Source organism: Chromatocurvus halotolerans (genome assembly GCF_004340525.1).
Classification (GTDB): domain Bacteria; phylum Pseudomonadota; class Gammaproteobacteria; order Pseudomonadales; family Halieaceae; genus Chromatocurvus; species Chromatocurvus halotolerans.
On sequence record NZ_SLWX01000009.1, the window covers coordinates 133,480 to 148,620 of the forward strand.

Annotated in this window: 11 protein-coding genes; 4 read left to right on the forward strand and 7 right to left on the reverse strand. The window is 63.6% G+C overall.

Annotated features, from left to right (window positions below; all coding sequences use genetic code 11):
- A complete protein-coding gene (locus EV688_RS11545; protein WP_117318311.1) occupies positions 1-1,371 on the reverse strand; it encodes an aminotransferase in 1,371 nt (456 codons plus the stop codon).
- Between the two features lie 148 nt (positions 1,372-1,519).
- Between EV688_RS11545 and EV688_RS11550 the strand changes: the two genes are divergently transcribed.
- Both EV688_RS11550 and EV688_RS11555 read left to right on the forward strand, forming a co-directional pair.
- Positions 1,520-2,866, forward strand: coding sequence for a glutamine synthetase family protein (locus EV688_RS11550; RefSeq protein WP_240624373.1), 1,347 nt, complete (start codon positions 1,520-1,522; stop codon positions 2,864-2,866).
- 54 nt (positions 2,867-2,920) lie between these two features.
- Entirely contained in the window at positions 2,921-4,078 is a 1,158-nt protein-coding gene (locus tag EV688_RS11555; protein ID WP_240624372.1) for an alpha/beta hydrolase family protein, read from the forward strand.
- On the opposite strand, the gene EV688_RS11560 is transcribed toward EV688_RS11555, so the two are convergent.
- The 4 genes from EV688_RS11560 to EV688_RS11575 all read right to left on the reverse strand — a co-directional run bounded on the left by EV688_RS11560 (position 4,044) and on the right by EV688_RS11575 (position 9,447).
- Positions 4,044-4,886 (reverse strand): M48 family metallopeptidase, encoded by an 843-nt coding sequence (locus EV688_RS11560; RefSeq protein WP_117318159.1) that lies wholly within the window; start codon positions 4,884-4,886, stop codon positions 4,044-4,046. The two genes, EV688_RS11555 and EV688_RS11560, sit on opposite strands and share 35 nt — an antisense overlap.
- 129 nt (positions 4,887-5,015) lie before the next feature.
- On the reverse strand, positions 5,016-6,596 hold the full coding sequence (locus EV688_RS11565) for an alkaline phosphatase family protein (protein ID WP_117318157.1): 1,581 nt from the start codon (positions 6,594-6,596) through the stop codon (positions 5,016-5,018).
- 36 nt (positions 6,597-6,632) lie between these two features.
- A complete protein-coding gene (locus EV688_RS11570) occupies positions 6,633-7,637 on the reverse strand; it encodes an NAD(P)H-dependent glycerol-3-phosphate dehydrogenase (protein ID WP_117318156.1) in 1,005 nt (334 codons plus the stop codon).
- A gap of 55 nt (positions 7,638-7,692) precedes the next feature.
- On the reverse strand, positions 7,693-9,447 hold the full coding sequence (locus EV688_RS11575) for an HAD-IB family hydrolase (protein ID WP_117318154.1): 1,755 nt from the start codon (positions 9,445-9,447) through the stop codon (positions 7,693-7,695).
- 120 nt (positions 9,448-9,567) lie between these two features.
- Between EV688_RS11575 and EV688_RS11580 the strand changes: the two genes are divergently transcribed.
- The gene (locus EV688_RS11580; RefSeq protein ID WP_205686648.1) at positions 9,568-11,238 is read left to right on the forward strand and encodes an amidohydrolase; all 1,671 of its coding nucleotides are present in this window, start codon (positions 9,568-9,570) and stop codon (positions 11,236-11,238) included.
- On the opposite strand, the gene EV688_RS11585 is transcribed toward EV688_RS11580, so the two are convergent.
- Positions 11,220-11,702 carry a RidA family protein gene (locus EV688_RS11585; protein ID WP_240624371.1) on the reverse strand — a complete coding sequence of 161 codons (483 nt, stop codon included), beginning with the start codon at positions 11,700-11,702 and terminating at the stop codon, positions 11,220-11,222. The genes EV688_RS11580 and EV688_RS11585 overlap by 19 nt on opposite strands.
- A 48-nt stretch (positions 11,703-11,750) precedes the next feature.
- Positions 11,751-13,085, reverse strand: coding sequence for a PQQ-dependent sugar dehydrogenase (locus tag EV688_RS11590; RefSeq protein ID WP_162883921.1), 1,335 nt, complete (start codon positions 13,083-13,085; stop codon positions 11,751-11,753).
- 178 nt (positions 13,086-13,263) lie between these two features.
- Here EV688_RS11590 and EV688_RS11595 point away from each other — a divergent pair, with 178 nt between their 5' ends.
- A complete protein-coding gene (locus EV688_RS11595) occupies positions 13,264-15,042 on the forward strand; it encodes a DUF885 family protein (protein ID WP_117318149.1) in 1,779 nt (592 codons plus the stop codon).
- The last annotated feature ends 99 nt before the right edge of the window (positions 15,043-15,141 follow it).

Sequence of the window (15,141 nt, forward strand, 5' to 3'; positions counted from 1 at the left end):
CTAGCCGCCAATGCCGTAATGGGAGGCCGTGGCGTCCAGCGCCTGGCCCAGCTTGTCGGCCAGAATGTCGATCTCCTCGATACTGCACACCAGGGGCGGCGCCGTGATCATGGCATCGCCGGTCTGGCGCACCATAAGGCCATTGTTGTTGGCCTGGTCGCGGCAGTAGACCGCACCGGCGGACTTCGCTGCCAGTCGCTCTCTCGAGCCTTTGTCCCGCACCAGCTCCACGGCGGCAAACATGCCCCGGCCGCGCACTTCGCCGACGATCGGGTGATCAATGAACTCGCGCAATCGACGCTGGAAGTGCGGCGCGATATCCCGTGCGGCGGAGTCGATAATGCCGGTTTCCTCGAGAATGCCAAGGGTGGCGAGGCCCGCGGCACAGGAGGCCGGGTGGCCGGAATAGGTCAGTCCGTGGGTGAATTCGCCACCGCTGCCGAGCAGCACATCACTGAGGGTATCACTGACCAGTACGCCGCCCAGAGGCATGTAGCCGTTGGTGATAGCCTTGGCAAAGGTCATCAGGTGAGGCCTGATGCCGTAGGTCTCGCTGCCCCACCATGTGCCCGTGCGACCGAAGCCGCAGATGACCTCATCGGCAATCAGAAGAATGTCGCGCTCATCACAGATGCGCTGTACTTCCGGCCAGTAGGTGTCGGGGGGAATGATCACGCCGCCGGCGCCCTGGATGGGCTCGGCGATAAAGGCGGCGACCCGCTCCTCGCCCAGCTCGTCGATCTTTGTCTCCAGTTCCCGGGCTACCGCAATGCCGAACTCGTCGGGACTGCGGTCACCCCCCAGCTCGAACCAGTGCGGCTGGTTGATGTGGTGCACATAGTCGAGCCCGATCGCCTGGTCGTGCATCGCCTGCATGCCGCCCAGTGAAGAGGCGGCAATGGTGCTGCCGTGGTAGGCGTTTTTGCGGCTGATGATCTGTTTTTTCTCCGGCTTGCCAAGCAGGTCGTAGTAGCGGTGCACCAGGCGTATGTTCGTGTCGTTGGCCTCCGATCCGGAGTTGGTGAAGAACACGTGGTTGAAGTCTGCCGGCGACAGCCTGGCCAGCTGGCTGGCCAGCTCCACCGCGGGCTGGTTCGAGCAGCGGAAGAAATTGTTGTAGTAGGGCAGCTCCTGCATCTGGTGATATACCGCTTCTACAATGGCTTTCTGGCTGTAGCCCAGATTGCAGCACCAGAGTCCGGACATGCCGTCGAGCATGGCATTGCCGTCGCTGTCGTAAATATAGATATGCTCCGCGCGACTGATAATGCGTCCGCCGTCCCTTGCATAATTCCCGAAATCGGTAAAAGGGTGCAGGTGGTGCGACTGGTCGAGCTGGCGCAGCGTCGCGGTGTCAATGGATGTAGTCATAATGCTGCCTCGGTAGCGGTTGGCGCCTCCAGCCATCGGACGCTTCTGCCCTGATGTTGTGGCTGCGGCGCAGCGATTCGGCGTAGAGTGTGGCACAGCGCGGGTACGAAACCAGTACCCCGGGGGCGTTGGTGGAGAAAGATAGCGAATGACAGGGATGAACGGCAAGGCGGTCGACGTGGGAGATTTTCTCGCGGCGCATCCCGACATCGACATGTTCGAGGTGGTGTTGCCGGATATTGCCGGTGGACTGCGCGGCAAGTGGATCACCCGCGACAAGCTGCCCACGCTGTTCGCCGGTGGCCTCAAGCTGCCGGTCAGCGCGCTGGCTTTCGACAGCTGGGGTCGGGATGTCGATGCCTGGGTCTTTGATTCCGGCGACGGTGATGGCTACGCACAGCCGGAGCTGCGCACGCTGGCCCCGGTGCCCTGGGCACCGGGTACCGGACAGGTGGTCATCAGCCTGCTGGAGCCGGATCGCCGTCCCTGCCCGATTGATCCGCGCACGCTGCTGTCCCGGCTGATGGAGCGCTTTGCCGAACACGGGCTGACGCCGGTTGTCGCGACAGAAATGGAGTTTTTTCTCCTGGGGCCGTCGTCTGACGACCTGGGTCGGCCTGCCCATACGCAGGCCGACCGCGTTGGTGGTGCGCTCGGCAGTGGCGAGACCTATGGCATTGAGGCGATGGCGTCCCAGCGCAACTTCATGCGCGCGGTGCACGAGGCCTGCGCTGCCCAGCATCTGCCCGTGGACACCCTGATCAAGGAGAGTGCGCCCTCGCAGTACGAAATCAATCTCTATCATCGGGCGGACGCGCTGGCGGCGGCCGATGAGGGCATGCTGCTACAGCGCGCCATCCGCGGCGTTGCCGTGGCCAATGAGATGCGCGCGGCATTCATGGCCAAGCCTTTCGGCGATCTCGCCGGCAACGGCATGCACCTGCACTGCAGCCTGCTCGATGCCGATGGCAGGAATGTGTTTGCTCACAAGGGGTCGCCGATGCTTCGCCAGGCCGTCGCGGGTTGTCTGGATACCCTCGACCAATGCATGCTGTTGTTCGCGCCGCACCTGAATTCCTATCGTCGCTTCCGCAGCGGCACGCATGCTCCCCTGGCGCCGAGCTGGGGCTTCGAGAACCGCACCGTCGCCCTGCGCGTGCCGCTGGACAAGCCCTCTGCAACCCGCATAGAGCACCGCGTTCCCGGGGCCGACGCGCAGCCCCACCTTGCTATTGCCGCTTTCCTCGCGGGCATTCTGCACGGCATTGAAGGTCAGCTCGAGCCCCCCGAGCCCCTTACCGGCAACGCTTACGATCAGCTCCCGCCGACCCTCCCCCGCTATCTCCCCGACGCCCTGGCACTGTTCGCGGATTCCACCTTCATCGCGGCGTCTTTCGGCGGTGATTTCCAGCGCGTGTACACCCTGCTCAAGCAGCAGGAGCTGGACGAATACGACCGCCACGTCACGCCGCTGGAATACGACGCCTCGCTGTAGCGCTCACTGCCGTATACTGATGAATTTGCGCTGGCTGGCAGTGGGGTGGAAGCGTTGATACGGAAAATACTGCTGTGGCTGGTGGCTCCTCTGCTGCTGTTGGCGCTCGCGCTGTGGCTGCTGCTGACCTTCGGCCTGCAGCCCGAGCCGTTTCCCGCAGGCAGTGACAGCCTCGCCAGGCTCGCGCCAGGACCTCTCGCCGTCACCCGCGCGGCCATTGACCTTGTCGATCCCGGTCGCCCTACACCGCGCAATCGCGATTTCCCGGCTTCCGATACGCGCCCGCTCAAGGGTGCCGCGTGGTACCCGGATGTGGGCGGGCCCTATCCGTTGGTCGTGCATGTTCACGGCTTCACCTCGAATCACCGTAACGGGGCCTACCTGGCGCGGCATCTGGCCAGCCATGGCTACGTGGTTGTCGCGGTAGACCATCCGTTGACGCACATGCTCGCTCCCGGTGATCCCAACGCGCGCGACGTGATCAACCAGCCGGGTGACGTGAGTTTTCTCATCGACACCCTGAGCACTCGGCCCGGGGAGATCGATCCGGCACTGCAGGGAAGAGTCGATGTGGATCGCATTGCCGTCATGGGCATTTCGCTGGGCGGGCTCACGGCAACGCTGGCGGGATACCATCCGCAGCTGGGAGATGGGCGCATCGATGCCGTGGTATCGATAGCCGGTCCCACGGCATTTCTGGCCCCCGCGTTTTTCCAGTCGCGATCCCTGCCGTTCCTCATGCTGGCCGGTGATGCCGATGCACTTGTGCCGTGGAAGGCAAACGCGCGTTCCGTCCTGGAGCGTATTCCCGGCGCGCAGCTGCTGACGCTGGCCGATGGTTCACACACGGGGTTCGCAGGTGGGACTGCGCTGCTGCGCTGGATGCGCAACACCGATGCCGCAGGCTGCTGGTCGGTCAAACGCAATCTCGATCTTGAAGATGACGCCAGCTGGTCGTCACTGCTCAATGTGGCCGAGGCGGGTGTGGACGACGGCGTGGAGCTGGATATCTGCAGTGACGATACCCTGCCGCCAACCATGCATGTGCTGCGACAGCAGAGAATCACACAGGTGGCGGTGCGAGCCTTTCTCGATAGCGTTCTGCACGCGGATCCCGCGGTGCGTTCTGCGGCGACGCGCTATCTTCGCGAGAGCCTTCCCCGCGAGCTGCCCGACGTCAGCTTCCTTGCTGGCTCTCCCCATCCTGAATGATGGCCACCGGGTGAACGGCGGACAGGCGACCGTCGGGGTTGAGCTTGCGCACCTTATCCGCCAGCTTCGCCAGCGCCGCCTGCCGGTTTTCCGGTGACGGGTGCGTACTGAGGAACTCCGCAGGCCGGGGTCCGCCGAGGGCGCCCATTTTTTGCCACAGCGTCACGGCCGCCTCGGGCGCGTAGCCGGCGCGGGTGGCCAGTTCAATGCCAATCTCGTCGGCTTCGGATTCCGCGGTGCGGCTGTTGGGCAGCTCAAGAGCAAACTTGGCTGCCAGCACCGCCCCTGTGGTCGTGATTTCCGGGGTCCTGGAGGTGGCACCCACCACGGCAATACCGAGGTTCGTGGCAATTGCCCGTGACATGCGCTCTGCGGTGTGGTTGGCCAGGGCATGGGCAATTTCGTGTCCCATGATATGGGCGAATTCCGCGTCGGTCAGCTCGAGTTTCTCAAGCAGCCCCGTGTACACCGCCATACGTCCACCCGCCATGGCCCAGGCGTTAACGGTGTCGGGGTCGTCGATCAGTGCGACGCTCCATTCCCAGTCGCGGGTACGTGGGTTCTGGGCGATTGCCTCGGTCACCAGCCGACCGGTGATGGTCGCCACGCGGTCTGCCACCAGAGGATCATCCAGGAGCTGGTCGTTGGCGTCGAGTTCGCCCACGGTGGACAGGTAGGCCTTTCGCGATTCCACGATGGCGGCGTCCGGCGAAATGAGCATGAGTTGGCCTCGCCCCGTGGGGCTGGTCGTGCAGGCGCTCATGGTGACGACAGTCAATGCGGCTGCGACAACAGTTTTCCAGTGCATGGCTTTCCTTCCGGTAAGGTCCTGACAGACGGGCCAGCATAGCAGAAGGCCCGCCACTGCAGCAGGGCCGCCGTCGCGGCAGACCTCTGTCCGAAGCCGGGTGTTGTCTGCTACTGCCTGGCCGGCGGCTCAGCGTGAGGAGGCTGCCGGGATCAGGCCCGCACTGGCTGCCATGATGTGGAACAGCACATTCTGCTCCAGGGTTCCCGATACCAGCTGCGCACCCGGTCCGGAGGCATACACGGCCACATCCTCGCCACCGTGCGTTTCTGCGGACAGGGGTACCAGGGCCTCCTGGTGATAACCCGTTTGCGTGGTATCCACCTCCGAAAGATCTGCGCGACCGCTGAGCGGCGCGCCTGCGTAACCGCGGTCGGCATTGGTTTCATCGCCGAGATCGCGGAAGCCCCGGCCATTGGCATAGCTCACTGTCGTGTAGGGCATGCCGTCTGCCGCGAGAGCCGGTTCGGTCTCACCCACAGGCACCATCTTGCCGAGAATGGGGTTGCCGCGGCGAGGGTAGCCGGCAATGGTAAAGACGTGACTGTGGTCCGCTGTGACGATGATCAGCGTGTCCTCGCTGTCGGTGCGCTCTACTGCCGCCTGCACCGCCTCAGAGAAGGCAATCGTGTCGCGAAGCGCTGCGCTGGCGTTGCCGGCGTGGTGGGCGTGGTCGATCCGCCCGCCCTCAACCATCAGGAAATAGCCCTCGCGGTTGCCTTCAAGGCGATCCAGTGCCGCCAGCGTCATGTCACGGAGTGAGGGCTCACTGTCCGGTCGATCCTGTTCATAGCTCATGTGTGAATCCGTGAACAGGCCCAGCAGGGGCGCGTTTACGGGCGCATTGCCCAGACCCTCGCGGTCGTCGACAAAAACGCCACCCGGATTCCCTGCCAGCCAGCGCTCCACAAGATTCTCGCCGTCGCCGCGTCGACCGGCGTCGCCAGGCAGGAAATTCGCGCGTCCGCCGCCCAGTATCACGTCAATGCCATCGATGCGGGGATTGCCGAAGCGGGTCTGCATTGCCGCGGTGGAATCGACCAGCTGGCGCGCAATATCGGTACAGCCGGCGTCCTGCGCCGCTGGCGGGACGTCACTGTCATTTTCCCAGTCACGATCCACGGCCTTGGCATACGTCGCCGCCGGCGTCGCGTGGGTGATGCGAGCCGTGGACACAATGCCGGTGGATTTGCCCGCCCGCTCGGCGAGCTCCAGTGCCGTGATCAGTTCCACGTCCTTGCCGCTGGCACAGTCCCCGCGCGGGGCAGTCTCGTCAACGCCAAAAACCCCGATACGCGTTTTTACACCGGTAACCATCGCGCTCATGGTGCCGGCGGAGTCGGCCGTCTGTGAATCCGTGTTGTAGGTCTTGGCGAGGCCGGTAAAGGGGAACTTCTCGAAACTCAGACTGTTTTCCTCGCCGGACATGCCCTTGCGCTGGCCATCCAGAATGCGCGCTGCCGTGACAGTGGAGATCCCCATGCCATCGCCGACGAACAGGATCACGTTTTTTGCCCGTGGCAGGGTATCGCGTGCCTGCCGAGCGGCGAGATGTTCCTCGCCGATGCGGTACCAGTCGCTGTTGCGCTGATACGCGGGGAGAACGTCGGCATTGCCGGCGAGCTTCACCGGTGTCGGCGAGTTCGACGTGCCCGCGCACGCCGCCAGCGTGATGCTGAGCGCGGCAATGGCAGTGAGGGTCTGTTGCATGAAGCTGTGTCTCCTTGGCAGTGAGTGGTGCCGGATTCAGCCCGGCTCGGATTCCGCACCCGCGGATACCCGCAGCAGGCCACGATAAACGCCGCGCGCGTTGGTTTCGCCGGTGACTACCCGGTACACGTCGCGCGCGATAGGCATCTCCACGTCGTGCTGCTCGGCCAGTGCCATGACGGCAGGCGCGCTTTTGGCACCCTCGGCAACCATGAACATGTCATCGATAATGGCCTGCATGCTGCGTCCCTTCGCCAGCTCCATGCCGACATGCCGGTTGCGGCTCTGGGAGCTGGTGCAGGTGGCGATCATGTCGCCCATCCCGGCCAGGCCAGCAAAGGTTTCTGCACGTCCGCCCATGGCGACGCCGAGCCGGGTGACCTCGGCGAGTCCTCGCGTGATCAGCGCCGCACGGGTATTGTCACCGGCTCCCAGGCCGTCGCCCATACCCACGGCGATGGCGATAATGTTTTTCAGCACGCCGCCAAGCTCACAGCCAATGACGTCGGTGTTGGTGTAAACGCGAAAAAGCCCGCTCTTGAACACGTTCTGCAGGCCTCGCACGATCACCGGATCATCCATGGCGATAACGCCTGCAGCTGCCTGCCCGGCCATGATTTCCCGCGCCAGGTTAGGGCCGGTCAGGACACCGGCGGGGTGCCCGGGCAGAACGTCGTTGATGATCTCCGTCATGCGCATGCGCGTGTCCAGCTCGAGGCCCTTGGTCAGGCTGATGACGGGCACCCAGGCGCGGATGCAGCGCCGCACTTCCATGAGCACCTCGCGAAAGTTCTGAGATGGTACACCCATGACTATGACATCCGCGTGACAGACCACATCCATGATATCGGCGGTCGCGCGCAGGTTGTCAGGGAGCTTTGCCCCGGGCAGATAGGTCTCGTTGCTGTGTCTGTCGTTGATCTCCGCCACGGTGTCGGGGTTTCTTGCCCACAGCGTGACCGGCGTATTGCGCGCCACCAGTGACGCGACGGTGGTTCCCCAGGAGCCTCCACCGAGTACGCCGATATTCAGTTCATTCATGCCGTTTCTCCTTGGGCGGATGCCGGTGCAGGGCGCTGACAGGCGCTGCCGGTCGTTATTGTTGGGGCGCTCGCAGCTTGGGTTTGACCGACGGCGGCGGGTTCCGCGAACCGCGGCGCACCGAAGGACGCGCTGCAGTCTTTGCCTTTGCCCGGGAGGCGGCCGGTGTCTTGCGCGTCGTGCTGCTCTTTTTCGGGGTCCCTTTCTTCTTCGACGGCGTGGCCGTCGACTTGCCGGATGCCGATTTTCTCGCTGCGGGTTTTTTGCCTGTGGTTGCCTTGCGCTTGCCGGCGGTCTTTCGACGCTTGGTTGCCTTGCGCGCTGCGGGTCTGCTTTCCGCGTCCGGCTTCGTTTTTTCACGGACCGGGGTTTCCGCGGGTTCCTCCGGCTGACCCAGGGTCCGCAGGAACATGTTGCGCACGTCTCTGACCTGCCGCGACATATCCCGGGCAGTCCAGTCGCTGGTATCCACAGGCGGCAGAACCTCGACCTCAACAGTCGCCGGGCGGAACACGAAATCCCCTTTGGGCGCGACGTCACCGGCATTGCGGATCACGATAGGAACGATGGGTACCCCCGCCTGCATCGCGAGATGAAAAGCCCCTTTCTTGAAGGGCGCCAGGCGCGGTGAAATGGTGCGCGTGCCCTCGGGTGCCAGTGCGACGGATTTGCCCTCGTTGCGAATGGCATCAACCAGGGGTTTCATGGCTTCAATCGCGCTGGAGGCGTTCTGACGGTCAATCATCACGACGCCGCCCATTTCGAGCACGCGCCCGATCACCGGCATTTTGCGAATTTCCTTCTTGCCGACACCCGCCAGATCCTGGCGCAGCAGGCGCGCCGCGATCACCACGTCGGCCTTGCTCTGGTGGTTGAAGATGAACACGGCGGGGCGATGCGACCAGAGGTGCTCCTCGCCCTTGACCCGCAGATCCAGATTGATCAGGGCGCTGGCAGTGTCTGCAAACAGGGACAGCGAGAAATTCAGGGCATTGCGGCGTGATCCGGTAAGAACATAGATCGGCAGGCCCGCGGCAAAGCTGGGAACAAGGCTTACCGTGGCAGCCACCGAGCGCATGAACTGGCTGACGGTGGGGCGGCCGCGGCTGCCAAAGTCGGCGACAGGCCAGTCGTTTGCCACCGCCAGTGCCCGCAGTCTGCTGCTCGGGTTGAGCGCACAGGGCCTGCCAACGCGCTCCAGCAGCAGCCGGTCGTCGGTGCTGTCCGAGTAGAAAAAGGCATCATCGAGATCGCCGCCGACCTCTGCCGCCAGCACTTCCGCGGCGTCGACCTTCCCCGGCCCGAAGCAGGTGGGACGCTTTACCGTGCCGGTGAATTTTCCGTTCTCGACCTCCAGGTGCGTGCACATGACGCGGGTGATACCGAGGTCCCGCGCGGCCGGCGCCACCTGGTAAGGGGTTGCCGAGGAGACGATGGCAACGGTATGTCCCCTCGCCAGGTGCGCCTCGATCAGACGCCGTGACTCGGGATAGATGAGACGCGATATCTGCTTCTGGAATAGCTTCTCCCCGACGTCGTGGTAGGTGGCTTCCTCGATACCGCGCATGAACTGCGTTGTCGCCGCCATCATCGCCGAAAAGCCCAGGCGCCCCATACCGAACTGGCTCATGGCCGAGGTCAATTCGATCAGGTCACGCACTGTGATATCGCCGCGCCGCAATTGTTCGCGAATAAACACCGTCGCCGAGTAACCGGCGATCACTGTGCCATCAAAATCAAACAGTGCGCAGACTTCGGGTCCCGTGGGCGCCGACGCAATCTGCTCAAGGAGTTCTGCAACGTCTGCCATGGCCTGTGTACCCCTGTGCTGGCCCGTTGGATGGTGTCCGGAAGTCTATCACGCTGTTGTCTGCCGTCAGCCCGTGCTCTGCTAGACTTGGCGACTTTGCAATGGCAGAGGTAAGAGCGCATGTCCCGTGTAATTCCAACCTGTTTGCGCATGACGGGCATCGCCCTGGTCATGTCCGTGGCGCTTTTGCCGCTCTCCCTTCAGGCCCAGACGCTGATCGAGAACGTCCACGGCTATACCCTGAAGGATGGCGAACGCGTGACGTTCACCGCGATGGCATTTGACCGCGGGCTCGTGACAGCGATCTATACCGATCCGCAGGAAGCTGCGGCGGCCACAGTGACGCGGCGCATTGATGGTGCGGGTGCCACGCTGCTGCCGGGATTGATCGATGCCCACGGACACGTGACCCGGCACGGCCGGCTGCTGGCCTCGGTAGATCTGGCCGGGGTCGCCAGCGAGCAGGCGGCAGCGGCCCGGGTGGCAGACTTCCTGCGCACGCAGCCGGGCGCCGCACGGGTGACCGGTGGTGGCTGGAACCAGGTGCTGTGGCCGGGCAAGCAATTTCCCCATCGCAGGACGCTCGACGCGGTCAGCGAGTCTGTGCCAATTGCGCTCAGCCGCGTGGATCGACACGCGCTCTGGGTGAATAGCGCCGCGCTGGAGCTCGCTGACATCGATAGCGATACACCGGATCCGGCCGGGGGTCAGATACTCCGCGATACCGATGGCCAGCCCACAGGCGTGTTGATCGACAACGCGATGCAGCTGGTCCTGGGTGCGTTCCCTGACGAGGCCCCGGCGGTCATCGCGACCCACCAGTCACGGGCATTGCACGATCTGGCCCGGCTGGGGATGACCGGCGTTCACGACGCCGGCGTCACGGCCGATGAGCTGACGGCCTATCGCTCGCTGCTGGCGCGCTCGGCGCTGCCGATAAGAGTCTATGCCATGCTGCGCCCGGATAGCGACGCGCTGTTGGCGCAGGGTCCGCATGTCGATCCCAGCGGCATGCTTGCAGCGCAGAGCGTCAAGATTTCCAGTGATGGCGCCCTCGGGTCACGCGGCGCGGCGCTGGAAGAGGACTACACGGACCAGCCGGGCCACCGTGGCCTGCTGCTGCTTGAGGAGAGCGTGCTCGCAGACACCATGCGACGCGCGGCCAGGGCCGGATTCCAGGTGAACACGCACGCGATCGGAGATCGCGCCAATCGGCTGGTGCTTGACGTGCTGGAGCAGATGCAGACCGAGGGTGGAGGCGCCGGGCTGCGCCATCGGGTAGAGCATGCACAGATACTGCGCCCGCAGGATCTGCAGCGTTTCGCGGCGCTGGGCGTCATTGCGTCGATACAGCCCACCCACGCTACCAGTGATATGAACATGGCCGCCGACCGCCTTGGCAATGATCGCCTGGAGGCGGCCTATGCCTGGCAGTCACTGCTCGAGAGTGGTGCGCGCCTGGCGGGCGGCTCCGATTTTCCGGTAGAGCAACCCAACCCGTTCCACGGTCTGTACTCGGCGGTTACGCGACAGGATCAGGCGGGCGAGCCCCCCGGGGGCTGGCTGCCGACGCAGAAGATGACCCGCGATGCGGCGCTCGCGCTGTTTACGGAAGGCGCTGCCTTCGCCGGACATGCCGAAGACCGGGTCGGGCGGCTGCTGCCCGGTTACGCCGCGGACTTCATTCTGGTGCGGGATGATTACTTCCGGATACCGGAAGCCGATATCTGGAAGAACCGGGTGCTGTCCACCTGGGTAGGCGGTGAAAAGGTCTACGAGGCCGGCGACTGATCGGCAGCTGCGATGCACTCCACTTCGACGCGGGCGTCCAGGGCCAGGCCGTTTGCACCCAGGGCGCTGCGTGCCGGGTACGGTGGCGTGAAATAGGTGCGGTAAATGTCGTTGAACGCGCCCCACTCGGACATGTCGGCAAGCATCACGGTGCATTTCACGACATTGTCAAAGCCAAGACCGTAGCGGGCGAGAACGGTGCCGATATTTTCCAGGGTCTGGCGCGCCTCGTTCTCCATGCCGCCGGAAACCAGCGCCAGCTTGCCCGGGATAACACCTACCTGCCCCGACAGATAGTAGGTATTGCCGACGCGAACGGCCTCGGAGAACGGAACGCCATCCGGCATGATGCCGCTGGCGTTCAGGAACTCGACATCGGCACGCAGCGGGCCGGCGGCCATGACAGCCAGGCAGGCGGCAGCCGTGACGGATCGCAGGGTTTTTCCATGCAGGGTTACAAACATGTTGCTGTCTCCGTTTTTCGTCGCGGTCGTTCCTGCAGATAGTAGACCTCAGTCACTCGCTGGCGCCACCCGCAGTATCGCGCCCCGGTCGTGATCGGTCAGCAGGTACAGCAGCCCGTCCGGCCCTTCGCGCACTTCCCGGATTCGCTGGCCCAGGCGCAACAACAGCGAGTGATGCTCGCGAGGCAGACCCTGCGCTGTCAGCTCCACGCGGTGCAGCTGCGTGCTCTGCAGGCCGCCGATCAGGGCGTGTCCGCGCCATTCGGGGAAGCGATCGCCGTCATAGATGGCGAGGCCGCCGGGGGCAATGCTTGGATACCAGTGCAGGAGCGGCTCTTCCATGCCAGGCGCCGAAGGGCCTGGTAGTACAGGACCGGAACCTGCGCCGCTGCGTTCGCCGCTGTAGGCGCGGCCGTAGGACACCAGTGGCCAGCCGTAATTGCGGCCGGCACGGACAATATTGATCTCGTCGCCGCCGTTCGGGCCGTGTTCGACTTCCCAGATGTCGCCGGTGCCCGGGTGCACCACGATGCCGGTGGTGTTGCGCACCCCGAGGGCAAAAATCTCCGGCAGATAGCCAGACACATTGAAGAAGGGGTTGTCCGCGGGCACCGAGCCATCGTCGTTCAGGCGCAGCACTTTGCCGGCGTGGGAAGCCGGGTCCTGCGCCTCGTCCACGTGCCCGACACGATTCGTGCCACCGTGCGCCAGATTGTAGCTCGGTGCACCGATGCTCATGTAAACCTTGCCGTCCTTGCCGAAAACGATCCGCGCGGCACTGACGCCACTGGTGGCTGCCCTGGCGATGAAAAGGTCCTCCACATCCTCAAGCCGGTGTGCCCCGTCATAGCGACCACGTGCAAGTACCGAAGTGCCGGCGGGTCCGGTCAGTCTGTCCCAGTTGTCGTCGGTTTCGCCGGGCAGGCGCCTCGAGTAGGTGAAGTAGACCCAGCGGTTGGCGGCGTAGTCGGGGTGCAGCGCCACGTCCATCAGACCTTTGTACGCGGAATTCAGCACAATGGGGATACCGCTTACGGGCTGCGGGTCGAGCGTGAAGTCGGCGTTCACGCGGCGTAGCCGGCCGGGACGCTCGGTGACCAGTATCGCCCCGTCGGGAAGGAAAGCCAGCGCCCAGGGCCGCTCGAGACCTTTCAGCGGCGTTACCCGAAGGTTCCGATTTTTCTCTTGAAGAATTTGCGGGGAGTCCGCCAGCGTGTCCGGGCCCGAACCCTCGCGGCCAGCGGCGCCGTGACGCGGTGGTTCATCGTCGCCCGCCGGGGGCGTTGCCGCCATTCCGGGCAAGGCCAGACAGGATGCCAGCACCGCGGATAGCAGAATGCGTGAGAACGTGTCCGGAGCGCCAGTGAGAGCCAAGTCCTTCACGATGAAAATCCTCCTGTTCCGCGGATTTTTTCTGCGCCGGCGCGGGCTGCGGTGGACCTTGGCCGGCCAGCCTGCCAGCGCCATGGACAATTGACACGGCCTGCTGCTGGCGGTAAAAGTTTCCGGTGAAGGGCACTACCGCACATGTGTTCACTATTATAACAAGCAGGGGCATATCATGAATGAGACAATCACGAAGCACACCGCCGGGCGGCTTTTCCTGTCGCTGATTGCCGGGTTGACGTGGCTCATCGTCACGCTGGCGTCGGCACAGGCGCAGGACGCGCTCAACCCGCAGTTCGAGGCCCTGGTCGATCGTTACCTGGTCGAGGTGAGGGGTATTGAAGGGCGTGAACCCAGCGACATGAGTGCGGAGAGCTTTGCAAAGGACCTGGCCAAACGGCGTGAGATTCTTCAGGCACTGCGCGGCATTGACCGGAAAACCCTGAATTTTGAGCAGGACATCGATTATCGATTTCTCGAGAGTCTTCTCGTTTCCAGTATCGCCGAAAGCGAGCAGGTGAAACGCTGGCAGCAGAATCCGCGCGAATACCTGGAAATCCGTAATCTTAACTATCGCCTTGACGCCGACCCGCGACCGCCCGCTATGCGCGCCGCCGAGATGGTGGATGACCTGCGGCTGCTGCAGGTGCGCATGGCCAACGGCCGGAAGAACCTGTCGGAGCACATACCGCGCTGGGTCGAGCTGACGCATCCGATGCTCGATGGGATTCAGGCGATTCTCGAGACACAGGTACCGGCGTTTGCCGAGCGTGCCCCGATGCACAGAGCGGCGCTGCTCGCCGAGAACGAGAAGACGCTCGCGGCGATCACCGATTTTCGCGATTTTCTGAACAACGAGTTGCCCGACAAGCCAACGGGAGACTGGCGCATCGGCGCCGAGCTGTTCAACACGATGCTCGAGACGAGGCAGATGTTCACGCAGACCATGGACATGCGGCGCATTGCCCGCGCCCAGGACGGCTTCATGCGCGTGCCGGATTACCACGACTGGGGCTGGCGCCAGTTCGGTATTGTCGAGAAACAGCTGGAGGTACAGGCGCGCAAGATCGATCCGGACAAGAGCTGGCTGGAAATCATCAAGGAGACCAAGCAGGACCACCCCAGCGCGGAGAATCTGGTCTTTGCGCACCATGAGGCGACGCGTCGATCACGGGAGTGGGTTATCGAGCAGGACCTGGTCTCCATCCCCTGGGATGATGACGATGCAATCATGGTCGCGGCCGCGCCCAACCAGTGGATGACCCAGTGGTGGGGCTGGGGGCCGGGCGTGCCCGCCGGCTCTGACTCGCGCAAGGCAGCATGGACGGTGATTCCGGTGAATCCCGACTGGCCCCTGGACGTTCAGGAAGCGAATCTTAGCGAGAAGGATTACAGCTTCATGTACGCCATTGCCACGCATGAAGTGTACCCGGGCCACCACCTGCAGCGGCTTTACCAGAACGAAAACCCGCGCAAGCTGCGGGTCTATGAAAGCAGCTATTCCAACCAGGCGTGGTGCTACTACATTGAATGGGAGCTGACGCCCAACTATGGTTTCTATCCACCGGAAAAGCAGGAGCTCTACACGCTGGAGATGCTGCGCCTCAAGCTGTGGCGCATGGGTCGCGTCATTATCGATTCGGGGCTGCACACCGGGCGCATGAGCTATGATGAGGCGGTGGAACTGGAGACCGACCGCATTGGTTTTGTGCGCCAGGGCGGCCAGATCAACATCGACACGATCACCGAGATTGGCGGCTATATGTCGCCGGCGACGCTCGGTTACTTCGAGTGGATGCTGCTGCGTGAGGACTATTTCAAGAAGATGCGCGAACTCGACCAGAAAGGCGAGCTGAAGGACTTCCATGATCGCGTCTACCGCATCGGCTTTCTGCCGGTCACCCTGGTGCGGGAATCACTGATGCACGAGCTGGAGCAGGAGTTCAGGCCCTAGTGGCCCACTGATATGTTGTGACCTGTCAATCGCATTCTTCCAACTTTCATGTGCTATTTTTCATGTTTTCTGCCTTTTGCAGTAAGCCCTTGGAACAGA

Bases quoted from the DNA above. Each gene is read 5' to 3' on its own strand.
- EV688_RS11560 (WP_117318159.1), bottom strand. From the start codon at position 4,886: ATGCACTGGAAAACTGTTGTCGCAGCCGCATTGACTGTCGTCACCATG.
- EV688_RS11570 (WP_117318156.1), bottom strand. From the start codon at position 7,637: ATGAATGAACTGAATATCGGCGTACTCGGTGGAGGCTCCTGGGGAACC.
- EV688_RS11545 (WP_117318311.1), bottom strand. From the start codon at position 1,371: ATGACTACATCCATTGACACCGCGACGCTGCGCCAGCTCGACCAGTCG.
- EV688_RS11580 (WP_205686648.1), top strand. From the start codon at position 9,568: ATGTCCCGTGTAATTCCAACCTGTTTGCGCATGACGGGCATCGCCCTG.
- EV688_RS11585 (WP_240624371.1), bottom strand. From the start codon at position 11,702: ATGTTTGTAACCCTGCATGGAAAAACCCTGCGATCCGTCACGGCTGCC.
- EV688_RS11550 (WP_240624373.1), top strand. From the start codon at position 1,520: ATGACAGGGATGAACGGCAAGGCGGTCGACGTGGGAGATTTTCTCGCG.
- EV688_RS11595 (WP_117318149.1), top strand. From the start codon at position 13,264: ATGAATGAGACAATCACGAAGCACACCGCCGGGCGGCTTTTCCTGTCG.
- EV688_RS11575 (WP_117318154.1), bottom strand. From the start codon at position 9,447: ATGGCAGACGTTGCAGAACTCCTTGAGCAGATTGCGTCGGCGCCCACG.
- EV688_RS11565 (WP_117318157.1), bottom strand. From the start codon at position 6,596: ATGCAACAGACCCTCACTGCCATTGCCGCGCTCAGCATCACGCTGGCG.